Consider the following 21486-nt stretch of genomic DNA (forward strand, 5'->3'; position numbering starts at 1 on the left):
ACTCAGCCCTCGCCGCCGTCGGAAGACAGCTCGGCGAGCCGGCGGCGCGCCGACTCGAGTCGCTCCGCGGCCTCGGCACATGTGCGTGCCGCGCTACGCTGTTCACCGGAACGGACCTCGACCTCACGGCGGGCAAAACGGAGCTCGTCCTCGCATCGGGCCAGTTCGGCGCGGAGCGACTCCGCGCGTTCGCCGAGTTCATCGGCGCGGGCGGTGGACTCCGTGAGAGCGTCGTCGAGCGCCGCCAGCGCTTCGCGGGCCGCGCCTTCAACTCTTGCCGCTTCGCCGACCGAGGCCTCCGCTTCCGCGATCTGTTCGGAGCGACGGTCGTCGTGGTCGGTGGCGTCCTGCGCGGTGGCATGCTCGCGCGCTTCGGCTGGGGGCACGTCAACCGGTTCGGGCACGACAAAGACGCCGGCCGGTCCGAATCCGCTGTACTCGGCTGCCGCGGTGAGGCGACCGCGACGGACGTCATCGGCCACCTCCGGATCGGCGATGGCGGCCCGCAGCGTCTGCGTGATCTCGCGGATCGCCCCGTCTGACAACGTCGTCTGCATCGTCTGCGCGGCGCGCGTGATCTCGGCGACGGTGTCGGCGACAAGGCGTTGACGACGACCGGACAGTTCGCGCAGCCGATCTGCAGACGACCGGCGCTGTGCGCCGACCAGTTCGGCTGCGAGATCGAGGATGGCCGCGACACCGTCCGGCTCCCGCCGCGCCCACTGATTGACCGCCCAGGCCGACTGGGTCGGCCGACGCAGCGCCGAGATCTGCTGCGCGAGTTCGCGATGCCCGTCGGCTTTGGCCTGCTTGGCGAACTCGTTCCGACGGCGGACAAAATCGCCGGGCGCGAACCCATACAACTCGTCGATCACATCGTCGAGATCCGTCACAGGCATACCCCTATCTGTACCGGGTCGAAGCCGGGCGGTGTACCGGTATCCCATGGACGGCCGCGGCAGTACCCACACTGCCGCACTCCGTTGCCGGGCGCGGTGGCTGCGGCGTGTCTCCCAATTCCCTTTGCGGGCATTTGCGAGACACGCCCTAGGCTCAACTCATGCGTGCACCGTGGACCCGCCGAAGCCTCCTGGCCCTCGGCGCCTCAATCGCCGTCGCCATGCTGCCGATGGTTCCGACCGCTGCGGCGGCGCCGCTGAGTGACGACGCACTCGCCGTCGCCCTCCCGGCGCGACTGGCCACGGCGAACGCCTATGCAGCGACCCGCCCCGGCACGGTCGGCATCGTGGTCACCGACCGGCGGACCGGGCTCACACTGGTCAACAACTTCGCCGACACGCCGGTTTGGACGGCCTCCACGATCAAACTCGCGATGGCCACCGACCTGCTAGAACGAAATCGAAGCGGCGCAATCCACCTGGATGCGGCAGATCGCGACGCCATGCACGCGATGTTGCATTCATCGGACGACGACGCGGCCGATCGGCTCTGGTACGCCTACTCGGGGCCGCGGCACATGATGTTCAACAAAGACTTCGCCCGGTTCGGCATGACGAGACTCGCTCCTGCGCGCGGATTCTCCGCCTACTATCCGTACTGGGGGTTTCAGAAGGACACTCCCCGTGACCTCGCCGCCCTGGTCAGGTATGTGTTGTCAGACCTTCCGGCCGCCGACCGCGAGCTCCTCGTCCGTGAGATGCGTGGGGTGGCGACGAACCAACACTGGGGTCTCATGGACCTGCCGGCCGGGTTGCAGCCGGGGAACAAGAATGGTTGGTCCGACGAGCAGGGCGGGTCCGTGGTGAACAGCATCGGGTTCGCCGGCACAAACCAGCGTTTTGTCGTGGCGATCATGAACTCTCTACGCGGACAAGGGAACCAGGCCGACGGCAAGGTCACGGTGTCGCATGTCGCGCGTGACCTCCTGGCCTGACCGCGCCGTTCGCGCGATCCCCCGGGCCGGCGGTCCGTCCCCGCACCGGCCCAGGCCCGGACGAACGTTGACACCGATGACCTGGACGTGTACCCAGACCTCATGACCGCTACACCGAAGTTCCGAGCGGACCGATTCGATCAGGTGACGGTACTCTCGTCAGCCCACGGTGGCGCCTACCCGTACGGAAACACTGTGGTGGTCAACGGGTCCGAGTCAACCCTGGTCATCGATCCGTCCCTCGAGATCGACCACGACCCCGTCGGAGCCGACGCGGTGATGATCAGCCACGCCCACGAGGACCACCTCGCGGGCCTGAAGCATTTCACAGCCCGGACCTTCGCGCATGGCGCCGACGTCGACGCAGTCCGATCACTCGAGGCGCTCCTCGACGGCTACGGCCTCACTCCGGCGGAAAAGGTGGCCGTGGCCGATGAGATCGGCGATCAGTTCGGCCTGCCTCCCGGATTTCCCGGCGCCGAGGGCGTGACCGGCGGTCACGTTTTTGAGCTCGGCGACGTGACGGCGACGGTCATCCACCTGCCGGGCCACACCGCCGGCCACTGTGGCGTTCTCGTCGAACCGACAGGATTCTTCTACATCGCCGACATCGATCTCACCTCGTTCGGCCCGATGTACGGAGACGTCGGCAGCAGCGTCGAGGCGTACCTGCGGTCGATCGACCGGGTTCGCGAGATCGACGCGCGGTGGTACGGCACCTTCCATCAGAAGGGGGTCATCGAGGGCGCTGACGAGCTGCGCCGCAGACTCGATGATTACGTCGGCGTCATCGACCGCAGAGAGAATCGGCTGTTGTCGTTCCTGGACCGGCCGCGGACCCTGCCCGAGATCGCGGCGCATCGCCTGGTCTACCGGCCGCACGTGGACCTGCCGTTCGCCGATGCGGTCGAGCGCCGCACCGCCGAACTCCATCTCGACCGACTCATCGCGCACGGCCAGGTGAGGGTGACCGAGACCGGCGCCTACACCCTCAGCTGACGCCGGTTGCGCGTCGATCACCCCGCGCCCGTCGTTCTGCGGAAAGCAGCCGAATCCGTCTCACGTCCATGGGAGTATCGAAACCATGAGCGATCACACATATCGAGTCATCGAAGTCGTCGGATCGTCACCGAACGGTACCGATGAGGCGATCGCGAACGCGATCGCGCGCGTCACCTCGACCACCCGGAACGTCGAGTGGTTCGAAGTGGTCAGCACCCGTGGCCACATCGAGGACGGCGCGATCGCCCACATGCAGGTCACGCTGAAGGTCGGGTTCCGCATCGAATCGGATTGACCGGCCGATATGACGCATCGCCTGAGCGGATTCCGTCCGAAGTCTTGACTGAGTCCAGAAAACGCGACATATTGTGTGCGTGCCATCACACTCGGATCATGCGGATCGACTCCGCGATGCCGATCTGCGGGTGACTCGCCCGCGAGTCGCCGTTCTCGACGCCGTGTGCGCACATCCTCACGCCGACACCGAGACAATCGTCGGGGTGGTCCGTGCCGGACTGCCCGACGTCTCCCGACAAGCGGTCTACGACGTACTGCGTGCGTTGACCACTGCCGGCTTGGTGCGTCGAATCCAACCGTCCGGCCACGTGGCCCGTTACGAATCACGTGTCGGCGACAACCATCATCACGTCGTCTGCCGGTCCTGCGGGATCATCGGCGACGTCGACTGCGCCGTCGGGGAGGCTCCCTGCCTCACACCGTCGGACCACCGAGGTTTCGTGCTCGACGAGGCCGAGGTCATCTACTGGGGTCTCTGCACAGAGTGCGCGGCCTCTCCCCCTTCGGGATCACACCCGTGATCACAGCCCGAATCACTCCGAAAGGATTGTCGTGACCGAGGAAAATCCCGCCCAGGCGACTGAGCATCCGCCGATCGCCGAGGCGCAAACCGAGCCCGCCGAGGGCGGATGCCCCATGCGGATCAAGCCGCCGGTCGAGGGCGGCGGGAACCGTGACTGGTGGCCCAATCAGCTGAATCTCAAACTGCTGGCACACAATCCGGATGTGGTCAACCCGTTGGGGGCCGACTTCGACTACGACGCGGCACTCGGGGGCCTCGATGTCGACGCGCTCAAGGCCGACCTCGTCGATGTCATGACGGCCTCGCAGTCCTGGTGGCCCGCCGACTTCGGCCACTATGGCCCGCTCTTCATCCGTATGTCCTGGCATGCCGCCGGCACCTACCGCGTCGAAGACGGTCGCGGTGGCGCGGGTTCGGGCATGCAGCGGTTCGCTCCCCTGAACAGCTGGCCCGACAACGCGAGCCTCGACAAGGCCCGTCGTCTGCTGTGGCCGGTGAAGAAGAAGTACGGCAAGGCCGTCTCGTGGGCCGACCTGCTCGTCCTGGCTGGAAACGTGGCACTGGAGTCGATGGGCTTCAAGACGGCCGGTTTCGCTTTCGGCCGCGTCGACGAGTGGGAGCCCGAAGAGGTCTACTGGGGCCCCGAGGCCGAGTGGCTCGGCGACAACCGCTACAGCGGTGAACGCGATCTGGAGAATCCTCTGGCCGCCGTCCAGATGGGCCTGATCTACGTCAATCCGGAAGGGCCCAACGGCAATCCGGATCCGCTGGCCGCGGCAACCGACATCCGGGAGACCTTCAACCGGATGGCGATGAACGACGTGGAGACCGCAGCGCTCATCGTCGGCGGTCACACCTTCGGCAAGACCCACGGCAACGGTGACGCCGAGCTCGTCGGCCCCGAGCCGGAGGCCGCGCCCATCGAGCTGATGGGACTCGGCTGGGTCAACCCACAGGGCACCGGCGTCGGCGCCGATGCGATCACCAGCGGTATCGAGGTGACGTGGACCAACACGCCGACCAAGTGGGACAACAGCTTCCTGGAAATCCTGTACGGCTACGAGTGGGAACTCACCAAGAGCCCGGCGGGCGCCAACCAGTGGAAGCCCAAGGAAGATGCCGGTGCGGGCACCGTACCGAACGCCCACGGTGAGGGCACCACCCATCCGTCGATGCTCACCACCGACCTGTCGATGCGGTTCGATCCGGGATTCGAGAAGATCACTCGACGTTGGCTCGAGCATCCCGAGGAACTCGCCGACGAGTTCGCCAAGGCGTGGTTCAAGCTGCTGCACCGCGACATGGGTCCGGCGATCCGCTACCGCGGCCCGCTCGCACCGTCGGAAACCTACCTGTGGCAGGACAATGTTCCCGCGCAGGAGGGCCCGGCCCTGTCCGATGCCGACGTCGACTCGCTGAAGGCGCAGCTGCTCGAATCGGGTCTCACGGTGTCGCAGTTGGTGTCGACGGCGTGGAAGGCGGCATCGTCGTTCCGCGGCAGCGACTTCCGTGGCGGCGCCAACGGCGGTCGCATCCGCCTGCAGCCGCAGGCGGGCTGGGAGGTCAACGAGCCGGATGCGCTCGGCGAGGTGGTCGCGAAGCTCGAGCAGATCCAGGAGTCCTTCAACGCCGAGGCCGGCGCGAAGGTGTCCTTCGCCGACCTCGTGGTCCTCGGCGGCGTGGCCGGCGTGGAGAAGGCGGCCAAGGATGCCGGTGTCGCGGTGACGGTTCCGTTCACCCCGGGCCGCACCGATGCCACCCAGGAGATGACCGACGTCGACTCCTTCACCCACATGGAACCGAAGGCCGACGGCTTCCGGAACTACGAGGGCAAGGCGAGCGAACTGCCGGCGGAATACCGCCTCCTCGACAAGGCCAACCTGCTCACCCTGTCGGCCCCGGAGATGACCGCACTGGTCGGCGGTCTGCGTGTTCTGGGCACCAACTACAAGGGCTCACAGCTCGGGGTGCTGACCGACAAGCCCGGACAGTTGACCAACGACTTCTTCGTCAACGTGCTGGATATGAGCACCGAGTGGACGCCTTCGCCGGCCGATGACGGCACCTATGTGGGCAAGGACCGCGAGTCCGGCACACAGAAGTGGACGGGCAGCCGCGCCGACCTGGTGTTCGGTTCGAACTCGCAGCTACGGGCGCTGGCCGAGGTCTACGCCGAGGACGACGCGCAGGAGAAGTTCGTCAAGGACTTCGTCGCGGCGTTCGACAAGGTGATGAACCTGGACCGTTTCGACATCTGATCCGGGTTGGCGATCGACTGATCGACGAGGGCGCCCTCCTGCCATGACAGGAGGGCGCCCTCGGTGTCGAATGCCGGGTCAGCCGCCCGCCGGTCCATAGTTCAGGTGCAGCACACCGTTGCTGTACACGTCGGTGCCCTGCAAAGACAGGGTCAGTTCGTCGGCCTCGGACCACAGCCGCTCACCAGTGCCGAGAACGACGGGATAGACAAACAGGTGCAGTTCGTCGACGAGACCGTCGGCGAGCAGTGCCCGCACGAGGGTGCCGCTCCCCGAGATGTAGATGTCACCGTCGGTCTCGTCACGAACCCGACGGATCGTGTCGGCGTCATAGGCACCGATCACGGTCGAGTTGGCCCATTCGACCGCGGGAGTTCCGCTGGTGACCACGAGCTTCTCGGTGTCGTTGAAGAACGGCGCACCCGGATCGTCGTCGGCCGTCCGCGTCGACCAGGCCGGCGCGAACATCTCGAACGTGTTTCGGCCCAGCATGATACGCGTCGAGCGCGCACAAATGGCGCCGATGGTCTCCCCCATCGCCGGATCGAATCCGAAAGGTGCTGTCCACGATGGATTCTCGTAGACACCATCCAGTGACATGAACTCGTGCACGGCGATCATTGTTGATTTCCCATCCTCGTTGTCGTTACTGCTGAGGTTGACTCGCGGGGTGCGCGGAACTCATCGGCGCCGTAGGACTCCCGATGAACGGCATCCTCGAGGGGCCGGCGCCTGCGCCATCCGAAGCGTTCCAGATCGGGAACCGTCTGCAGACAGGTCACCGGTCCCAGACACAGCCACGCGACCACCTCGACCGACTCTGGAGCTCCCACCAGATCGCGGAGAAACCGATCCCGATAGAAGGAGACCCAGCCGACGCCGAGTCCTTCGGCAGTGGCCGCGAGCCACAGGTTCTCGATTGCCAACCCGACCGACAACCGCCCGGTCTCGTCGATGGTGTGCCGGCCCAGGATGTGGCGGCCACCACGACTCGAATCGTAGGTGACCACGATTCCGGTGCCCGATTGCTCGATCCCCTCGACAACGATCGGCCCGAAGGTCGCCGCGCGGTCGGCCGGCAGGGACCGTGCGAAATCCTCCCGGCACTCGGCGACGTGACCCGCGAATCGCGAAAGGGTGTCGCGGTCCTGCACCACGACGAAATCCCACGGTTGGGTGTTGCCGACGCTCGGCGCGGCGTGCGCGGCGTCGAGGACCCGCCACAGTTGTGCTTCGTCGACAACCTCGCCGCTGAACTCGTTGCGGACGTCGCGACGGGCGCCGATCGCCTCGTAGACGTTCATCAAGAACTCCCTTGTTCTGACCTAGAAGCACTGTGCCACGATGAACCGTGGCCACTCGTTGGGACGACACCGACGCACCCAGAGGTGAAGAGTACGACGCCCGCTGGGCACGATTGGCGGCCACCGGTCAGAACATCCACGGCGAGGCCGACCTCGTCGACTCACTCCTGGGCGAGTTCGGCGGCGAACGGGTTCTCGATGCCGGATGCGGGACCGGCCGGGTGGCGATCGAACTGCACCGTCGGGGCTTTCATGTGGTGGGCGTCGACGCCGACGAACCGATGTTGGCGACCGCCCGGCACCGGGACCCGTCGATTGCATGGATCCACGGGGATCTGGTCGAACTGGCGTCACACGTCGACGAACGATTCGACGCCGCAGTACTCGCCGGTAACGTGATGATCTTCGTCGACCCCGGGACCGAGGGCACGGTCATCGACCAGATATGCGGCCGGCTCGAGCCACCCGGACTCCTGATCGCGGGTTTCCAGGTCAACCGCCACCGGTTACCGCTCGCGACCTACGACGAGCACGCCGAGCGCAACGGCTGCGAGCTGATCGCACGGTGGTCCACCTGGCAGCGCGATGCCTATGCAGGTGGCGACTACGCGGTGTCGGTCCATCGACGCGCGGTGTGAGCGTCGGATCGCTGGGCCCCGAACTGTTACCGCGCTCGTCCAGCAACCGTTGCCCGATGTCGCTATGCTGGCGCTTTCCATTGGGCGACCGCAGTCGACGCCGACGTCGCTCGGACGGACAGGAGCGACGATGACCGCAGATCCGAGCACGACTCCCTTGTCGTCGGACGAGCCCGGACGACATATCCGTCTGACCTCGCACAGCGGTGGCGCCGACGCGCTGCCCATCCGGTGGGGTGCTGCCACCCCCGCTGAGCGGGGACCCGTCGTCGGCACCACGGCGCGCCGCGCCGACCGCAATGTCATCGGCACGCACAGTGGGTCCTACAGCGTCTACCGCGCTCTGGCTGTCGCATCCGGCGCGCTGTCCCGCGATCACCGTGCCGACCTGACCAACACCGCGCCGACCGATGTCATCGGGCCCTATCCGCAGTGGTCCGATCCAGCGGCGATCGTGAGTCTGGACCCATGGGGTGCGATGACCTCGCAGGCGTTCGCCGACGAGCTCGCCGCCGGACGCGACATCCGGCCCACCATCGCGATCACCAAGGCACACGTCGTGCTCCCGGAGATCGCCGATGCCATCGCGAAAGGTCGTCTGCGTCCGGACGGCACCCATCTGCTGGACTCCGGCGCGGCCCTGGTCACCAAAGCGGCGGTCGAACCCGTCTGGTACCTGCCCGGTGTGGCGGCGCGCTTCGGATGCACGGAAGGCGAGCTTCGGCGCGTGTTGTTCGAGGAGACCGGTGGGATGTACCCGGAGTTGGTGACCCGCTCCGATCTCGAGGTCTTCCTGCCACCGATCGGCGGCCAGACCGTCTACATCTTCGGCGCTCCGCGAGATCTGTCGAACCCGTTGGTTGAACTCACCGCGCGGGTCCACGACGAGTGCAACGGGTCCGACGTGTTCGGGTCGGACATCTGCACGTGCCGTCCCTACCTCACGCATGCGATCGAAGAATGCATCCTCGGGGCACAGCGAGGTGGAGTCGGGTTGGTCTCGTACTCCCGCAAAGAGGGTCGCGCGCTCGGCGAGGTGACGAAGTTCCTCGTGTACAACGCTCGCAAACGCCAGGAAGGCGGCGACACCGCCGCTCAGTACTTCGCGCGCACGGAATGCGTTGCCGGCGTTCAGGACATGCGATTCCAGGAGTTGATGCCCGACGTGCTGCATTGGCTCGGCGTGCGCAAGATCCATCGTCTGGTGTCGATGAGCAATATGAAATACGACGCGATCACCGGTTCGGGCATCGAGGTCGGCGAGCGCGTCAACATCCCTGACTACCTCATCCCGGAAGATGCCCAGGTCGAGATCGACGCCAAGATGGCGGCCGGCTACTTCACCCCGGGTCTGGTGCCCGACGCCGTCGAGCTCGGCAAGGTCAAGGGCCGGGGGTTGACCACGTGAGCGTTCAGACCAACACGAGCCCATCGGATACGCGGATCGAGGCCGCCGCCGCACATCCCGCCGACCTACTCCGTACCACCACCGCCATTCGGGAGCGGGCGGGGCAGCTGCTGGCCCGAGCCCGCGCGGGCTCCTCGGCGTGGTTCGTCGTTCACGATGATGCGCTCGCGGCCGCGGCGGCCACGGTCGCCACCGTCACCCGAGAGCGCTACCCCGATCTGGACATCCCCTTCCACAGCCGCTGGCGGCATTTCGAAACCGCCGGGGTGGACCGGATCGAGCCACTGCGCGATCGACTGTCCACCGATCCCGACGAGCAGGCCCGCACGCTCATCGACCTCGCGGTGGTGAGTGTGCTGCTCGACGCAGGCGCCGGCGCGTCCTGGCGTTTTCGCGAGCAGGACACCGACCTCGTCATCGGGCGCTCCGAAGGGCTGGCGGTCGCCGGTTGGCACGCGTTCTCCAACGGGTTGTTCTCCAGCGATCCCGACCACCCGCAACAGGTGGATGCGGGCGGCCTGCAGGCGTTGTCTGCCGATTCACTCGCGTCCGCATTCCAGGTCGACGGGGACAACAGTCTCGTCGGACTCGATGGGCGGGTCGAACTCCTGCATCGTCTCGGTACCGCGCTCACACGGCAGCCGGACGTCTTCGGCGACGCGGCCCGACCCGGCCGCCTGTACGACGCGCTCAGAGGTTCGGACACGGACGCGGTCCGGGCCCATGACATCCTTAGCCTGCTACTCGCCACGTTGTCCGGAATCTGGTTGTCCGACAACATGGTCGGCGGCCAACCGGTCGGCGACTGTTGGCGTCACGACGCCGTCGCCGGCTCCGGCGAAACCGCCGGCTGGATGCCGTTTCACAAGCTGTCACAGTGGCTGACCTACTCGCTCCTGGAACCGTTCTCGTGGTCCGGAATCGAGGTGACCGGACTCGACGATCTGACCGCGCTTCCGGAGTACCGCAACGGCGGTCTGTTGATCGACACCGGCGTCCTGACGTTGCGTGATCCCGATCTCGCACGACGCAGCCTGCACGTGGGTGACGAGCTGGTGGTGGAGTGGCGCGCCCTCACCCTCGGCCTGATCGACGAACTCGCCGTGGCCGTCCGGGACGTGCTCGGCGTGGGAGCCGACGAACTGCCCCTCGCCTGCGTACTCGAAGGCGGTACCTGGGCGGCGGGCCGCGAACTGGCGGGTCGACTCCGCGACGGATCACCGCCACTGACCATCATCAGCGACGGCACGGTCTTCTGACACCGGCACAAAGGACACCGACATGGACGACGTAGTTCTCATCGATCACCCCCTGGTGCAGCACAAGCTCACCCTGATGCGCCGAAAAGAAACCTCCACCAACGATTTCCGCCGTTTGCTCACGGAGATCTCCACGCTGATGGCCTACGACGTCCTGCACGACGTCCCGATGCACCCGGTGACGATCGAGACCCCGTTGGAGACGATGACCGCACACGTCATCGACGGCAAGAAGGTTGTCTTCGCCTCGATCCTGCGGGCCGGTACCGGGATCGTCGACGGCATGCTGACCGTGGTGCCCGGCGCACGGGTGGGCCATATCGGTCTCTACCGCGACCCGAAGACCCGAGTCGCGGTCGAATACTACTTCAAGATGCCGGGCGATCTCGCCGAACGTGATGTGGTGATCGTGGATCCGATGCTCGCCACCGGCCATTCGGCGGTGGCGGCCGTGGACCGCATCAAAGAGTACGCGCCTCGCTCGATCAAGTTCGTCTGCCTTCTCACGTGTCCCGAAGGTGTCGCGACACTGCATCGGGCACACCCCGACGTACCGATCTTCACCGCGGCCATCGACCGTGGACTCGACGAGAACGGCTACATCGTCCCCGGCATCGGCGATGCCGGCGACCGGATCTTCGGCACCACCTGATCGCCCACCGCTCGCTGACCGAGAAAGTGACCAGCGGCAGCAGCCAACCCCTTCGCTGACCGAGAAAGTGACCAGCGGCAGCAGCCGGCCCCTCTCGCTGATCGAGTAAGTGACGAGCGGCAGCGAGGAACTGTATCGAGATCGAGATCGGGTTCCACCGCGGTCAGGACGGGAGCTGCCAGGCGACCGCCGCCCCGATCGCCCCGATCGCGTTGAGCGCCCAATGCAGCGCAACCGGGGCCAGCAGGCTGGTGGTGCGATGCCGCAGCCACCCCAGCACGAGTCCGGCGGCCGACGTCGCGATCACCGCACCGACGATGCCGACGACCTGACCGACCACGCCTGCCCCGAGGAATCCGGCCAACCCCTCGTTGCCGGCCGTCAGGCCCAGCGACGAATTGACATGCCACAGACCGAAGGCGAATGCCCCCAGACCCAGGGTCCATCGCACGTCGAACAACCGGCCCAGCGCGCCCTGCAGCACCCCACGGAACAGCAGTTCCTCGGGGAGCACGGTTTGGATGGGGATCAGCACGAGTCCCGCCAGGACTGCGTCGGCTGCGCTGTCGTAGCGATCGGACAGAAAGAACTGCCGGGTGAATGGAACCGCCACAGCCACCGACACGATGGCGAACACGACCACGACGGCTGCCACGGCGTAGGGCACGCCGGCGCGGAGTTCGGTGCGGCTCAGACCCATCTCCCGCCATTGCATACCGGCGAGCCGCGCTCCGATCGCCACCACGACCGCCGCCGCCGGGACGGCCACCATCGATGCCCAGTGGCCGGCGAAGTGGGCGAGGAAATTCGTGGCCACCAGGGTCGCGACGACACCGACGAGCAACATGATCGAGCGTGCGCGGGTCGGCTGCACGGTGGTCACCGGGATACGGTACGTCGGGAGCGGGGTTCTGGTGGCGCGGGTGGCGTGAATCGTGTCGATACTCAACCCGATGTGCCTCATCTGCACAGCGACGACGTGCGCTTGGAGGCGAGGGGGACAGCACCTACTCGGGAGTCGTCACCCCTTCGCCGACGGCGGCTACGCGCCCAGATCGCCGAGCAGATACCGGTCGATGCTCGGGCCCACACTCGTGGCCAACTCCTCGATCGACGCATTCTCGACATCGGGAACCTTGAGGATGTACCTGGACATCGCCAAGCCGATGGTCTGGGTGACCACGAGGGCGATTCTCCCGTCTCTGTCGTCGGGTCTGGCGATTTCCCCGAGGGCCATCCGAGCGATGCCGAGGAAGAAGTCACGCACTCGCCCGGCGATCTCCTCGCGGGTCACGGCAATTCGGAGCAACGCGATTGCCCGAGCCCGTTGTTGCGGATTCGACTCCCAGAACCCGAGAACTCGGCGAAGGAATTCCTCCCCCGGATCGGTGGTGTGTGACGTGATGCCGGCGAAAACGGTCTGCACGTCGACCTCGGGCCGAAGTGCGGCCACCAACAAGTCGTTCTTGGTGCCGAAGTAGTGATGGATGAGTGCCGGATCGACACCGGCCCGCTGCCCGATCGAACGCATCGTGGTTCGTTCGAAACCATTGTCCGAAAAAAGTTCTCGTGCGGCGATCAGAATCGCTTCGCGATTGTCGGCACTGTCCTCGGCGAGCTTCGGTCGCCCCCGGCCTCGCGGAGTCATCACCGTCCGCGGGCCAAGACCAGCATCCGTTCCTCGATGGTGGCCCGTACCGGTCGGATCTCGGCGTCGATCCCTGCGTCGGTGAGGACGGAGTCGATCCTTGCCGGGTCGGTGTCGGGTACGCGGATGGCCCGACCCGCCAGGATGACCGGTACCCCGGCGTCGTTGAGGACCGCGAATGTCCGTGCCCAATCCCGCGTGTGGACCGCGAAGGCTCGAGTGCCACCGATGATGTCGTCCTCGCTGCCCGACCCGACGAGCTTGCCACTCGACATGAGCAGCAAGCGGTCACACTGCTGTGCTTCCTCCATGTAGTGCGTGGTCACCAACACCCCGACGCCCTTGTCGGCCTGCTCCCGAATGGTGTCCCACAACCCGGCACGTGAGAGTGCATCCACGCCCGACGTCGGTTCGTCGAGCACCAGCACCGACGGCTCGTGGGCCAGCGCCACCACGAATGCGGCCTGTCGCTGTGTGCCGAGCGCGAGATCGCCGACGAGGGTGTTCCGCACGTCGTTCAGTTCGGCGGGCAGTCGGGGTATCCGCGCGCCGTAGGCGCCGGCGCTGAATGCCAAGTTCTCCGTCACCGTCAGGTCGCGGTACAGGCCGAGATTCTGCGGCACATAGCCCAGGTGCGCCCGGCGCGTCCGATCCGGTGGTCCTCCGAGCAGTTCGACCGCTCCCTCGGTCGCTGCAAGCAGACCCAGAAGCATGCGGATCAAGGTGGTCTTGCCGGCGCCATTGGCGCCGAGGAGTCCCACCACCTCACCCGGAGCCACCGTCATCGACACCGACTCGACGGCGGTGAAGTCGCCGAATCTGCGGGTCACCGATTCTGCCGCTATCACGTCGCCGCTCATGACGTGCGCACCTCCTGTCGACGTGTGAGCGACAGCGCGATGACGATGTCCTCCAGGTCGGGTGCGACCCTGGGTGCGTCGGTGGTCGGCTGCCCGTCGGGCCAGTACTCGTGTCGCTCCCGTCCGCGTCGCCAGGACCAGTCGGCCCGGACGGGCACCTCGGCCCGGGTGATGGTGCCCCCGAAACCGGCGCGCACATCGTCGTACGCCCCCTGGACCAGGATTCGGCCGGCGTCGAGGACCACGAGCTCGCCGGCGCGTTCGGCCTCGTCGAGGTAGGTCGTCGACATCAACACGCCCGCGCCGTCTGCCGCGGCTTCGGAGATCATGCGCCACAGATCGATTCGGCTCACCGGGTCGACACCGGTACTCGGCTCGTCAAGAATGAGCAACTCGGGTCGATGGAGCATGGCCATCGCGGCGCCCAGTTTGCGACGCATCCCGCCCGACAATGCCGATGCCAGCCGGTCCGCGGCAACCCGGAGTCCGGACCGGTCGATGAGTTCCTCCCGTCGCCGTTCGAGGTCATCGCCGCGCAGCCCGTAGATCCCACCGACAAAATCCAGGTTCTGCCGAACCGTGAGCGCCGCCCAGCTGCCCGGACCTGCCGACAGAAAACCGATCTCGTGTTTGCCCGGAGCCGAGATGGTTCCGACATCCGGCACGACCTCACCGACAAAGGTGCGCAGCAGGGTGGACTTCCCGGCACCGTCGCCGCCCACCAGCGCCACCACCTGCCCGGCCGTCACCTCGACGCTCGCATCGTCGAGAGCGGTCCGATCGCCGAACCGTACGGTGACCGACCGCGCCGACGCGATCATGCGACGTCCGCGCCGGTCGAATCCGCCGACTTCGACTCCCCGGGCGCCCGTGACCTGGATACATCGGGGGCGAGGTCACGGCGGAATCGCAAGGTGGCCCCGGTGAACACGACGATTGCCATCACCGTCAGCACCAACAGCGGCAGCCACAGCGACGTGATGGGGGCGCCGCGCAGCATGACGCCCTGGGAGATCATCGTGAAATAGGTCAGCGGCAGCAGATAGCCGATCCAGCGCACCCCTGCGGCCATCGCGTCGAGCGGAAATATCATGCCGGACAGCAGAATCTGCGGCAGAAGGAAGAAGAATGCCGTCTGGATCGCCTGCCCGGTCGTCTGCGAGACCGTCGAGATCAGCACTCCCAAACCGAGGACCACGAACAGGAAGATGCCCGCGCCGAGGGCGAACACCAGCACGTTGCCGTTGAACGGGACACCGAACAGCAGCATGCCCAGCACGGTCACGATGATCATGTCCAGAGCGGCCAGCAGGAAGTACGGAATGATCTTGCCGAGGATCACCTGGCTGGGCCGGATAGGCATCACCGCCAACTGTTCAAGGGTGCCCGCCTCACGCTCGCGGACGAGTCCGATGCTGGTGATGATCGTCCCGATGAACGTCAGGATCAGACCGATGATCGCGGGAACCATGACCCACGACGTCTTGAGGTTCGGGTTGAACAGAACCTGGGTATCGACCCGGTCTCCGAGCCGGTTGAGCACGGACACCGTCGACTGGGCGGCGAACAGATTCGACCCGTCCACGAGCGCAGTCGCCTGCTCACCGGGACTTCCGGTCATGATCACGACATCGACCTTGTTGTCTCGCAACAGATCCTCGGCTTGCGCCCGGGTACCGTCGACGTTCGTCTCGGTCACGTCGAAATAGGACGGCAACACCTGGGAGGCCTGCTGGGCCGAGGGGCCCATCACTGCGGTCTCGACCGAGGAGACATAGAAGTTTGCGGCATACCCGAAGATCACCAGCAACAAGAGCGGCAGGACGATCAGCATGGCCAGCGTGCGGCGGTCACGCCGGAGTTCGCGAAATTCCTTGAGGATCATGGCTCGCATACCGAATGCTAAGCACGCCGGACGACCGTGGTCAACAACCGATGAATTAATTCCTCGGTTGACTGATCACGGTTGCACGGACGTGCTCGACGATCGCGAGACGACCCGACCAGCCCGGTCTCGCCGCTGTGGTCAGTTGTGCGGAACGTCGGCGGTGAGGCCGCCGTCCATCACGAACTCGGCGCCGGTCGCATAGGACGACTCGTCGCTGGCCAGGAACACGATGAAGGTGGAGACCTCACTGGACTCGGCGGGCCGACCCAGTGGTGTCTTGACGATGTCCTCCGGCAGACCTTCGGTCATCGGGGTGCGGATCATGCCGGGGTGGATCGAGTTCACCCGGATGTTGTGCGGAGCCAGTTCCAACGCAGCGGATTTCGCCAATCCACGCACTCCCCACTTCGTCGCCACGTATCCGTGCGCCCAGGGGCTGCCGCGGAGCCCTTCGACCGACGAGACGTTGATGATCGAGCCACCACCGGCGGCGATCATCGGGTCCACCGCCACCTGCATACCCAGGAATGTCCCGGTGAGATTGACATCGAGGATCTGTTTCCACTTGTCGAGTCGGAACTTCTGCAGGCTGCTGCCGTTGACGATGCCGGCGTTGTTGACGAGTACGTTGAGCTTGCCGAAGTCGTCGATGGCGGTGGACGCAGCGGCAGCCCAGTCGTCCGGTGAGGTGACGTCGAGATGCACGTAGCGTGCAGCATCGCCCAACTCGTCGGCGAGGGCCTTGCCCTCGTCGTCGAGAATGTCGCCGATCACCACCTTCGCCCCCTCGGCGACGAGCATGCGCGCGTGCGACGCACCCATTCCCCGTGAACCACCGCTGATCAGCGCAACCTTGTCATCTACACGTCCCATGGCGAGCCAGGTTACCTGGTCAGGAACCAAATGAGAACAGGTTCTATCAATCGACCACCGGACGTGTTCTACTGAAATGGACAGTAGTCCGGACAATTGTTCACCTGACCAGCACAAGGAGCTTTCGATGGCCATCCGCGCGGCTCACGTAGGAACCGGAAATGTCGGCAGATTGGCGCTTCGCCAGTTGATCGACGACCCTCGATTCGAGCTCGTCGGCGTCTGTGTCAGCGACCCGGACAAGCTGGGCAAGGACGCCGCGGATCTCGCCGGACACGGCCGGACTCCGACCGGCGTGCTTGCCACCGGCGGCCTCGACACGATTATCGCCGCCGACCCCGACTGCGTCGTCTACTGCGCGATGGGTGACACCCGCCCGGTGGAGGCGCTCGACGATTGCGTCCGCGTGCTGTCGGCGGGTATCGATGTGGTCGGGTCGGCCCCGGTCTCGCTCCAGTATCCATGGGGCGTCATGCCCGAGAAGGCAATCCGGAAGGTCAAGACTGCAGCGCAGGATGGCGATGCGAGCATCTTCATCAGCGGTGTCGACCCGGGTTTCGCGACCGACCTCATCCCGATAGCATTCGCATCCACCTGCCAGAACGTCGAGCAGGTGCGCTGCATGGAGATCGCCGACTACGCCACCTACGACGGTGCCGAGGTCATGTTCGACGTGATGGGCTTCGGGCAGCCATTGGATCAGACACCGATGCTCTTTCTGCCCGGAGTTCTCGGATTAGGCTGGGGCACAACCATTCATCAGCTCGCCGAGGCTCTCGGCGTGGCCGTGGACAGAATAGTCGAGCGGCACGAAAGCCTGCCGGCACCCGAATCTTTCGACGTCGCGGCCCAGCCGCTGAAATCAGCGGAAGGTCGAGAGTCGTTCGGATACCAGATGGTCCGCCGACAACGGCGGGGATAGCGTTCACGATGCGCCCGGCCGCTGCGACTATCGCGGCGTGATTATGGTCGCCATGCTCACTGGTGGGGCAGATGTCGACGCGGTAGGACGGCTCGCCGGTGATCTCGATGCGGTAGCAGCCGCCGGGTTGGGACGGCTCGGCCCACGCAGGGCCGATATCGCTGTGAAGTCGGGTGACGTGCTCGATCACGACGCGCTCTGCACCATCCGCCATGCCGATGATCTCGAAGCGGACGGCGGCCCGCGTGCCGATGGCGATATGGCCTGGCGCACCCGTACCTGCTCACCGAAGCGGAGATCGACCGCTTCTTTGCCGCCGCGGCCGGCATGGCCACGACCTCGCCGTGGCGATGGCAAGCGGTCGCGTTCTTCACCCTGATGCATTCGTGTGGACTGCGCACCGGCGAGGTACGCCAGTTGGAGCCCATCCACATCCATCTGCGTGAGGGATATCTCGATGTGATGGGCGCCAAAGGCAACCGCAGCCGTCGGTTACCGCTGACCGACGACGTCATCGCCGTCCTCGAGAGCTGTGAGCAGATCACGGCCCGCCGGTTCGGCCGCGCCCGCGGCACTTTCTTCGTCTCCTCCACCGGCCGGCCGGTCACCGCGGCAACGGTGGGAGTGATGTTCAACCGGATCTGGGACCGGGCCGGCCTGCCCCGCCCCGAGGGCGGGCAGCGGCCCCGGCCCTACGATTTCCGTCATCATTTCGCCTACGCGAACATCGACCGCTGGATGGCCCGCGGCATCGACGTGACCGCGATGCTGCCCTACCTGGCGCGCTATATGGGGCACGCGTCATTCGATTCCACCTTCTACTACATCCAGACCTCGCCGCGGTTCCTCGACGCCTATGCTCACCTCACCGCCGCCATTGCGTCGGTGCTACCCGAGGTCGGGTTTCGATGAAACGCGACCCGCGCACCGGTGCCCCGCAGTTCTACGCCTTGGCCCGCACCTGGCTACACGTGTATCTGCCCACTGCTCAACATCGTTCGCCGAACACGATCGAGGCCTACCGGATCAGTCTGGAATGCTTTCTGGGATATCTGACCGCCGAACACCACATCGACCGCATCCACGTCACTTTCGACCACTTCGATCATGCCCACCTGCTGGGCTGGCTGACCTGGATGAGCGAGCACCAGCACTACACGCCCGCCACGATCGCGCTGCGCCTCAGTACGATCAAGGCGTTCCTGGCTTACTGCGGTGCCGAAGACCTCACCCTGGTCACCTTGGGCCAGCGTGCAGCCACTCTCAAGGCCCCGGCATCACCGAGGAAGCCTGTCGAGTTCCTCACCGAACCGCAAACCCGAGCTTTGCTCGCGGCGTGGACGGGCGCCACCGTCAAGTCGCGCCGTAACCGGATGCTGTTGATCTTGTTGTACGACACCGCCGCCCGGGTCGGGGAGATCACCGCGCTCACTCTCGGCGACCTGCACCTGGCCGCGCCCGGGCACCTCACGCTGACCGGTAAACGCAACAAGACCCGCGTCGTTCCGTTGACCACCACGACAATCGACCACCTCCGCGTCTTCCTCGACGAGTTCCATCCCGAGCCCAGAAACGCCACCCGTCCACTGTTCTACAGCCTGCGTAACGGCAAACCCGCGCCGCTATCAACGGATTCCGTTGCAGTCGTGCTCAAATCAGCCGGCCTCGCGGCCCGAAAAACCTGCCCATCAATGCCCGACCGAATCCACTGCCACATGCTCCGCAAGACCAAAGCGATGGACCTATACCAGCAAGGAATCCCGTTGCCGATCATCATGCGACTCCTCGGCCACGAGAACATGTCGACCACCACCGCGTTCTACGCGTTCGCGACCGTCGACATGATGCGCCACGCCATCGACGCAGCTACCCCGGCCATCGACGGCCCCGCGCCCGACAGCCTCACCGATGAGAAACTCCGTGCCCTCTACAGCCTCCGCTGACCCTCAACGTTAAGACGAGAAACCAGCTACACACCCTAACCCGTACAGGACAACTCGCCATTCCTCGGCTTAACCCAGACCCCGGCATAATCTGAATGATGTACGAGTTTCGTCAAATCAACGACGCCACATCGCTTTCGGTTGTCGATCGCGCTGTTGATGGCATCGGTCACCAGGTTCACTGTCATTTCCGAGGCCACTTTCCAGCCGACGATCCTGCGCGCGAACACGTCGATGACAAATGCCGTATAGGACCACCCTGATTCGGTACGACAATACGTAAAATCGTCTACGACAGGAAACACGCCCGTAGCCGTCGGCGGGATAATCGAGGTGCGGCGCGCAGCAACTCGGCGCGGCGTTCGGCGTTGTTTCCGCCTGGGCGCCCGCGCCAGGTTCCCGAAACCGCGAATCGTGAGCCGTATTCGGTGCTTCGGCCGTCGCCCGAAAGCGTATTCGCCGGGGCGCCTGACCACACAGATCGGTCACTGTGGACGTTGCGTGTCACACAGGAACCGACCAGACCGGCGCAGCGCTACAGTGCGACAGTGGGAACATCGTGGCCACGCCCGAGCGTGCGCATCTCGGCGCTCATCCGGCTGGTGGCGGAGCACATGCTCGCCGCAGCCGACACAGCAGCGGAAGAGGTGACGGCGGCGGCACACGAGTCGGCGGATTACCGCGCCGTGCTCGACGACCCGCAGCTCGTCGACGCGGACCGCCGGATGAACAGGACCAACATGCTGCACTGGTTGTCCGCGAACATCCAGGCTCCGGGCATGCGGGTTCCGCCGAGCATGGACCCGGAGATCTTGCAGTTCGCGCGGGACGTCGTGCGCCGTGGGCTGGATCTGCACGACCTGGGTTCCTGGCGTGGCGCTCAGCACGGCGCGTGGTCGATGTGGGTCGACGGCTGCTTCGCCGCCACCACCGACCTCGACGAACTCCGGGAACTGATAAAGGTGTCCGAGCGCTCGATGGCGACGTTCATCGACGATTCGATCGCCGCGCTCGACGAGTTCGTGGAGCGGGAGCGCGCCGATCTCGCCAAGGGGGCGAACGCCGAGCGACACGCCACGGTCCAGCTCCTGCTCGAAGGCGCGCCGATCGGTCGCACGCGGGCGGAATCCCGTCTCGGCTACGCCCTGACAGGGCACCATGTGGCCGCGATCATCTGGAGCGACTCGGCGGACGAGGCAGCGGGCCTCGACACCGCCGCGGAGGCGGTGATGCGGATGTGCGGCGCCGGTCGGCGGCTCACGCTCAACGCGAGCACCACCGCCCTGTGGGTGTGGGTCCCGGCCCACGTGGTCCCACCGGCCGAGGTCGCCGAACAGATCGTCGCGGAAACCCCGGGAATCCACCTCGCCTTCGGGCGGCCGGGCGAGGACCTCGAAGGTTTCCGCCGCACCCACCTCGACGCGGCGGCGGCGCAGCGCATGCTGGCCCGACTGGGCTCGAACCGGACCGTCGTGCGCTATGAAGACGTCGCGCTGGTCTCGGTGCTCACTGCCGACATGGCCCAGGCCGATCAGTTCGTCGACGACACCCTGGGCGACCTGGCCACCGCCGATCCCGCGCTGCGCGAGACGGTGCTCACCTACGTCCAGGAGCGGTTCAACGGTTCCGCCGCCGCGGAACGGTTGTTCACCCACAGGAACACCGTCGAGCGGAGGCTGGCGCGCGCCGACCAGCTCCTGCCCGTGCCGCTAGCCGAGAACGCTGCGAGCGTCGTCGCCGCGCTCATGCTGGTGCAACTGCGCGACTGACGCCGCCGTGTCCTCGACCGGGGCCGTCGTGGTTCCGGCTCACCCCGCGGCGACGACCTTCGCCTGGGCCGCGAAGCCGAGGTCCCCGAGGGCGGCGACACCTACCCCGACATCTGAGTCAAGGCCGTGAGGGTCTGGAGATGTGCGGCCCATGCGAATTCGGATCCGGAGCATAGGATGGCCGCCGCCTCACCGATGTCGGCGGGCTAGCCGGGGATCGAGCCGTCCAGGTAGGCCGGCGTGCGTGCGAGTGCGGCACCCATCAGTCCACAGTCGAGGACCGTGACGCCATGAGCGGTGTTCTTCTGCACGGGTGCGTCTCCCCCGTGTTCGGTTCGGGTCATGGTG

Annotated in this window: 22 protein-coding genes and 3 pseudogenes; 13 read left to right on the forward strand and 12 right to left on the reverse strand. The window is 66.0% G+C overall.

The window, feature by feature from the left end; genetic code table 11:
* Positions 1 to 2: 2 nt before the first annotated feature.
* Positions 3 to 899 carry a hypothetical protein gene (locus ACVT6V_RS19835; protein ID WP_489895754.1) on the reverse strand — a complete coding sequence of 299 codons (897 nt, stop codon included), beginning with the start codon at positions 897 to 899 and terminating at the stop codon, positions 3 to 5.
* Between the two features lie 161 nt (positions 900 to 1060).
* On the opposite strand from ACVT6V_RS19835, the gene ACVT6V_RS19840 reads away from it, so the two are divergent.
* The 5 genes from ACVT6V_RS19840 to katG all read left to right on the forward strand — a co-directional run bounded on the left by ACVT6V_RS19840 (position 1061) and on the right by katG (position 5974).
* A complete protein-coding gene (locus ACVT6V_RS19840; RefSeq protein WP_489895756.1) occupies positions 1061 to 1894 on the forward strand; it encodes a serine hydrolase in 834 nt (277 codons plus the stop codon).
* A 102-nt stretch (positions 1895 to 1996) separates the two neighbouring features.
* Positions 1997 to 2893, forward strand: a complete 897-nt coding sequence (locus tag ACVT6V_RS19845) for an MBL fold metallo-hydrolase (RefSeq protein ID WP_489895758.1) — start codon at positions 1997 to 1999, stop codon at positions 2891 to 2893.
* Between the two features lie 85 nt (positions 2894 to 2978).
* Positions 2979 to 3191 (forward strand): dodecin, encoded by a 213-nt coding sequence (locus ACVT6V_RS19850; protein ID WP_489895760.1) that lies wholly within the window; start codon positions 2979 to 2981, stop codon positions 3189 to 3191.
* Positions 3192 to 3270: 79 nt separating this feature from the next.
* Positions 3271 to 3714, forward strand: coding sequence for a Fur family transcriptional regulator (locus tag ACVT6V_RS19855; protein WP_489895762.1), 444 nt, complete (start codon positions 3271 to 3273; stop codon positions 3712 to 3714).
* 31 nt (positions 3715 to 3745) lie between these two features.
* Entirely contained in the window at positions 3746 to 5974 is a 2229-nt protein-coding gene (katG, locus tag ACVT6V_RS19860; protein WP_489895764.1) for a catalase/peroxidase HPI, read from the forward strand.
* Between the two features lie 78 nt (positions 5975 to 6052).
* Here the strand turns inward: katG and ACVT6V_RS19865 are convergent, their stop codons facing one another.
* Both ACVT6V_RS19865 and bluB read right to left on the reverse strand, forming a co-directional pair.
* Entirely contained in the window at positions 6053 to 6595 is a 543-nt protein-coding gene (locus ACVT6V_RS19865; RefSeq protein ID WP_489895766.1) for a dihydrofolate reductase family protein, read from the reverse strand.
* Entirely contained in the window at positions 6592 to 7278 is a 687-nt protein-coding gene (gene bluB, locus ACVT6V_RS19870) for a 5,6-dimethylbenzimidazole synthase (RefSeq protein ID WP_489895768.1), read from the reverse strand. Before bluB ends, ACVT6V_RS19865 begins: the two co-directional genes overlap by 4 nt.
* A gap of 47 nt (positions 7279 to 7325) precedes the next feature.
* On the opposite strand from bluB, the gene ACVT6V_RS19875 reads away from it, so the two are divergent.
* From ACVT6V_RS19875 to upp, 4 genes are all read left to right on the forward strand, one after another.
* Complete coding sequence (locus ACVT6V_RS19875) at positions 7326 to 7916, forward strand: class I SAM-dependent DNA methyltransferase (protein WP_489895770.1); 591 nt, start codon at positions 7326 to 7328, stop codon at positions 7914 to 7916.
* Positions 7917 to 8046: 130 nt separating this feature from the next.
* Complete coding sequence (locus ACVT6V_RS19880; protein WP_489895772.1) at positions 8047 to 9324, forward strand: GTP cyclohydrolase II; 1278 nt, start codon at positions 8047 to 8049, stop codon at positions 9322 to 9324.
* Entirely contained in the window at positions 9321 to 10583 is a 1263-nt protein-coding gene (locus tag ACVT6V_RS19885; RefSeq protein ID WP_489895774.1) for a URC4/urg3 family protein, read from the forward strand. The genes ACVT6V_RS19880 and ACVT6V_RS19885 overlap by 4 nt, the downstream gene beginning before the upstream one ends.
* Before the next feature lie 22 nt (positions 10584 to 10605).
* Entirely contained in the window at positions 10606 to 11235 is a 630-nt protein-coding gene (gene upp / locus ACVT6V_RS19890) for a uracil phosphoribosyltransferase (RefSeq protein WP_489895776.1), read from the forward strand.
* Between the two features lie 163 nt (positions 11236 to 11398).
* Here upp and ACVT6V_RS19895 read toward each other — a convergent pair whose 3' ends face one another.
* The 6 genes from ACVT6V_RS19895 to ACVT6V_RS19920 form a co-directional block, all read right to left on the reverse strand.
* A complete protein-coding gene (locus tag ACVT6V_RS19895) occupies positions 11399 to 12082 on the reverse strand; it encodes a CPBP family intramembrane glutamic endopeptidase (protein ID WP_489900904.1) in 684 nt (227 codons plus the stop codon).
* 195 nt (positions 12083 to 12277) lie between these two features.
* Positions 12278 to 12883, reverse strand: a complete 606-nt coding sequence (locus ACVT6V_RS19900; protein WP_489895778.1) for a TetR/AcrR family transcriptional regulator — start codon at positions 12881 to 12883, stop codon at positions 12278 to 12280.
* Positions 12883 to 13743, reverse strand: coding sequence for an ABC transporter ATP-binding protein (locus ACVT6V_RS19905; protein WP_489895780.1), 861 nt, complete (start codon positions 13741 to 13743; stop codon positions 12883 to 12885). The genes ACVT6V_RS19900 and ACVT6V_RS19905 overlap by 1 nt, the downstream gene beginning before the upstream one ends.
* Complete coding sequence (locus ACVT6V_RS19910) at positions 13740 to 14564, reverse strand: ABC transporter ATP-binding protein (protein WP_489895782.1); 825 nt, start codon at positions 14562 to 14564, stop codon at positions 13740 to 13742. Before ACVT6V_RS19910 ends, ACVT6V_RS19905 begins: the two co-directional genes overlap by 4 nt.
* Positions 14561 to 15637 (reverse strand): ABC transporter permease, encoded by a 1077-nt coding sequence (locus ACVT6V_RS19915; protein ID WP_489895784.1) that lies wholly within the window; start codon positions 15635 to 15637, stop codon positions 14561 to 14563. Before ACVT6V_RS19915 ends, ACVT6V_RS19910 begins: the two co-directional genes overlap by 4 nt.
* Before the next feature lie 132 nt (positions 15638 to 15769).
* A complete protein-coding gene (locus ACVT6V_RS19920; RefSeq protein ID WP_489895786.1) occupies positions 15770 to 16504 on the reverse strand; it encodes a glucose 1-dehydrogenase in 735 nt (244 codons plus the stop codon).
* Positions 16505 to 16631: 127 nt separating this feature from the next.
* Here ACVT6V_RS19920 and ACVT6V_RS19925 point away from each other — a divergent pair.
* A pseudogene (locus ACVT6V_RS19925) lies at positions 16632 to 17354 on the forward strand (diacylglycerol kinase); the annotation flags it as partial.
* Here ACVT6V_RS19925 and ACVT6V_RS19930 read toward each other — a convergent pair.
* Positions 17353 to 17697, reverse strand: a pseudogene (locus ACVT6V_RS19930) (diacylglycerol kinase); the annotation flags it as partial. The pseudogenes ACVT6V_RS19925 and ACVT6V_RS19930 overlap by 2 nt on opposite strands.
* 8 nt (positions 17698 to 17705) lie before the next feature.
* Between ACVT6V_RS19930 and ACVT6V_RS19935 the strand changes: the two are divergent.
* Complete coding sequence (locus ACVT6V_RS19935; protein WP_489900906.1) at positions 17706 to 18338, forward strand: tyrosine-type recombinase/integrase; 633 nt, start codon at positions 17706 to 17708, stop codon at positions 18336 to 18338.
* The gene (locus tag ACVT6V_RS19940; protein ID WP_489895788.1) at positions 18335 to 19369 is read left to right on the forward strand and encodes a tyrosine-type recombinase/integrase; all 1035 of its coding nucleotides are present in this window, start codon (positions 18335 to 18337) and stop codon (positions 19367 to 19369) included. Before ACVT6V_RS19935 ends, ACVT6V_RS19940 begins: the two co-directional genes overlap by 4 nt.
* Before the next feature lie 59 nt (positions 19370 to 19428).
* Here ACVT6V_RS19940 and ACVT6V_RS19945 read toward each other — a convergent pair.
* Positions 19429 to 19662: pseudogene (locus ACVT6V_RS19945) on the reverse strand (DDE-type integrase/transposase/recombinase); the annotation flags it as partial.
* 255 nt (positions 19663 to 19917) lie between these two features.
* On the opposite strand from ACVT6V_RS19945, the gene ACVT6V_RS19950 reads away from it, so the two are divergent.
* Positions 19918 to 21138, forward strand: a complete 1221-nt coding sequence (locus tag ACVT6V_RS19950; protein WP_489895790.1) for a PucR family transcriptional regulator — start codon at positions 19918 to 19920, stop codon at positions 21136 to 21138.
* Between the two features lie 206 nt (positions 21139 to 21344).
* On the opposite strand, the gene ACVT6V_RS19955 is transcribed toward ACVT6V_RS19950, so the two are convergent.
* Complete coding sequence (locus ACVT6V_RS19955) at positions 21345 to 21482, reverse strand: hypothetical protein (protein WP_489895792.1); 138 nt, start codon at positions 21480 to 21482, stop codon at positions 21345 to 21347.
* Positions 21483 to 21486 lie beyond the last annotated feature (4 nt).

Source organism: Gordonia sp. LMA167, from assembly GCF_058130025.1.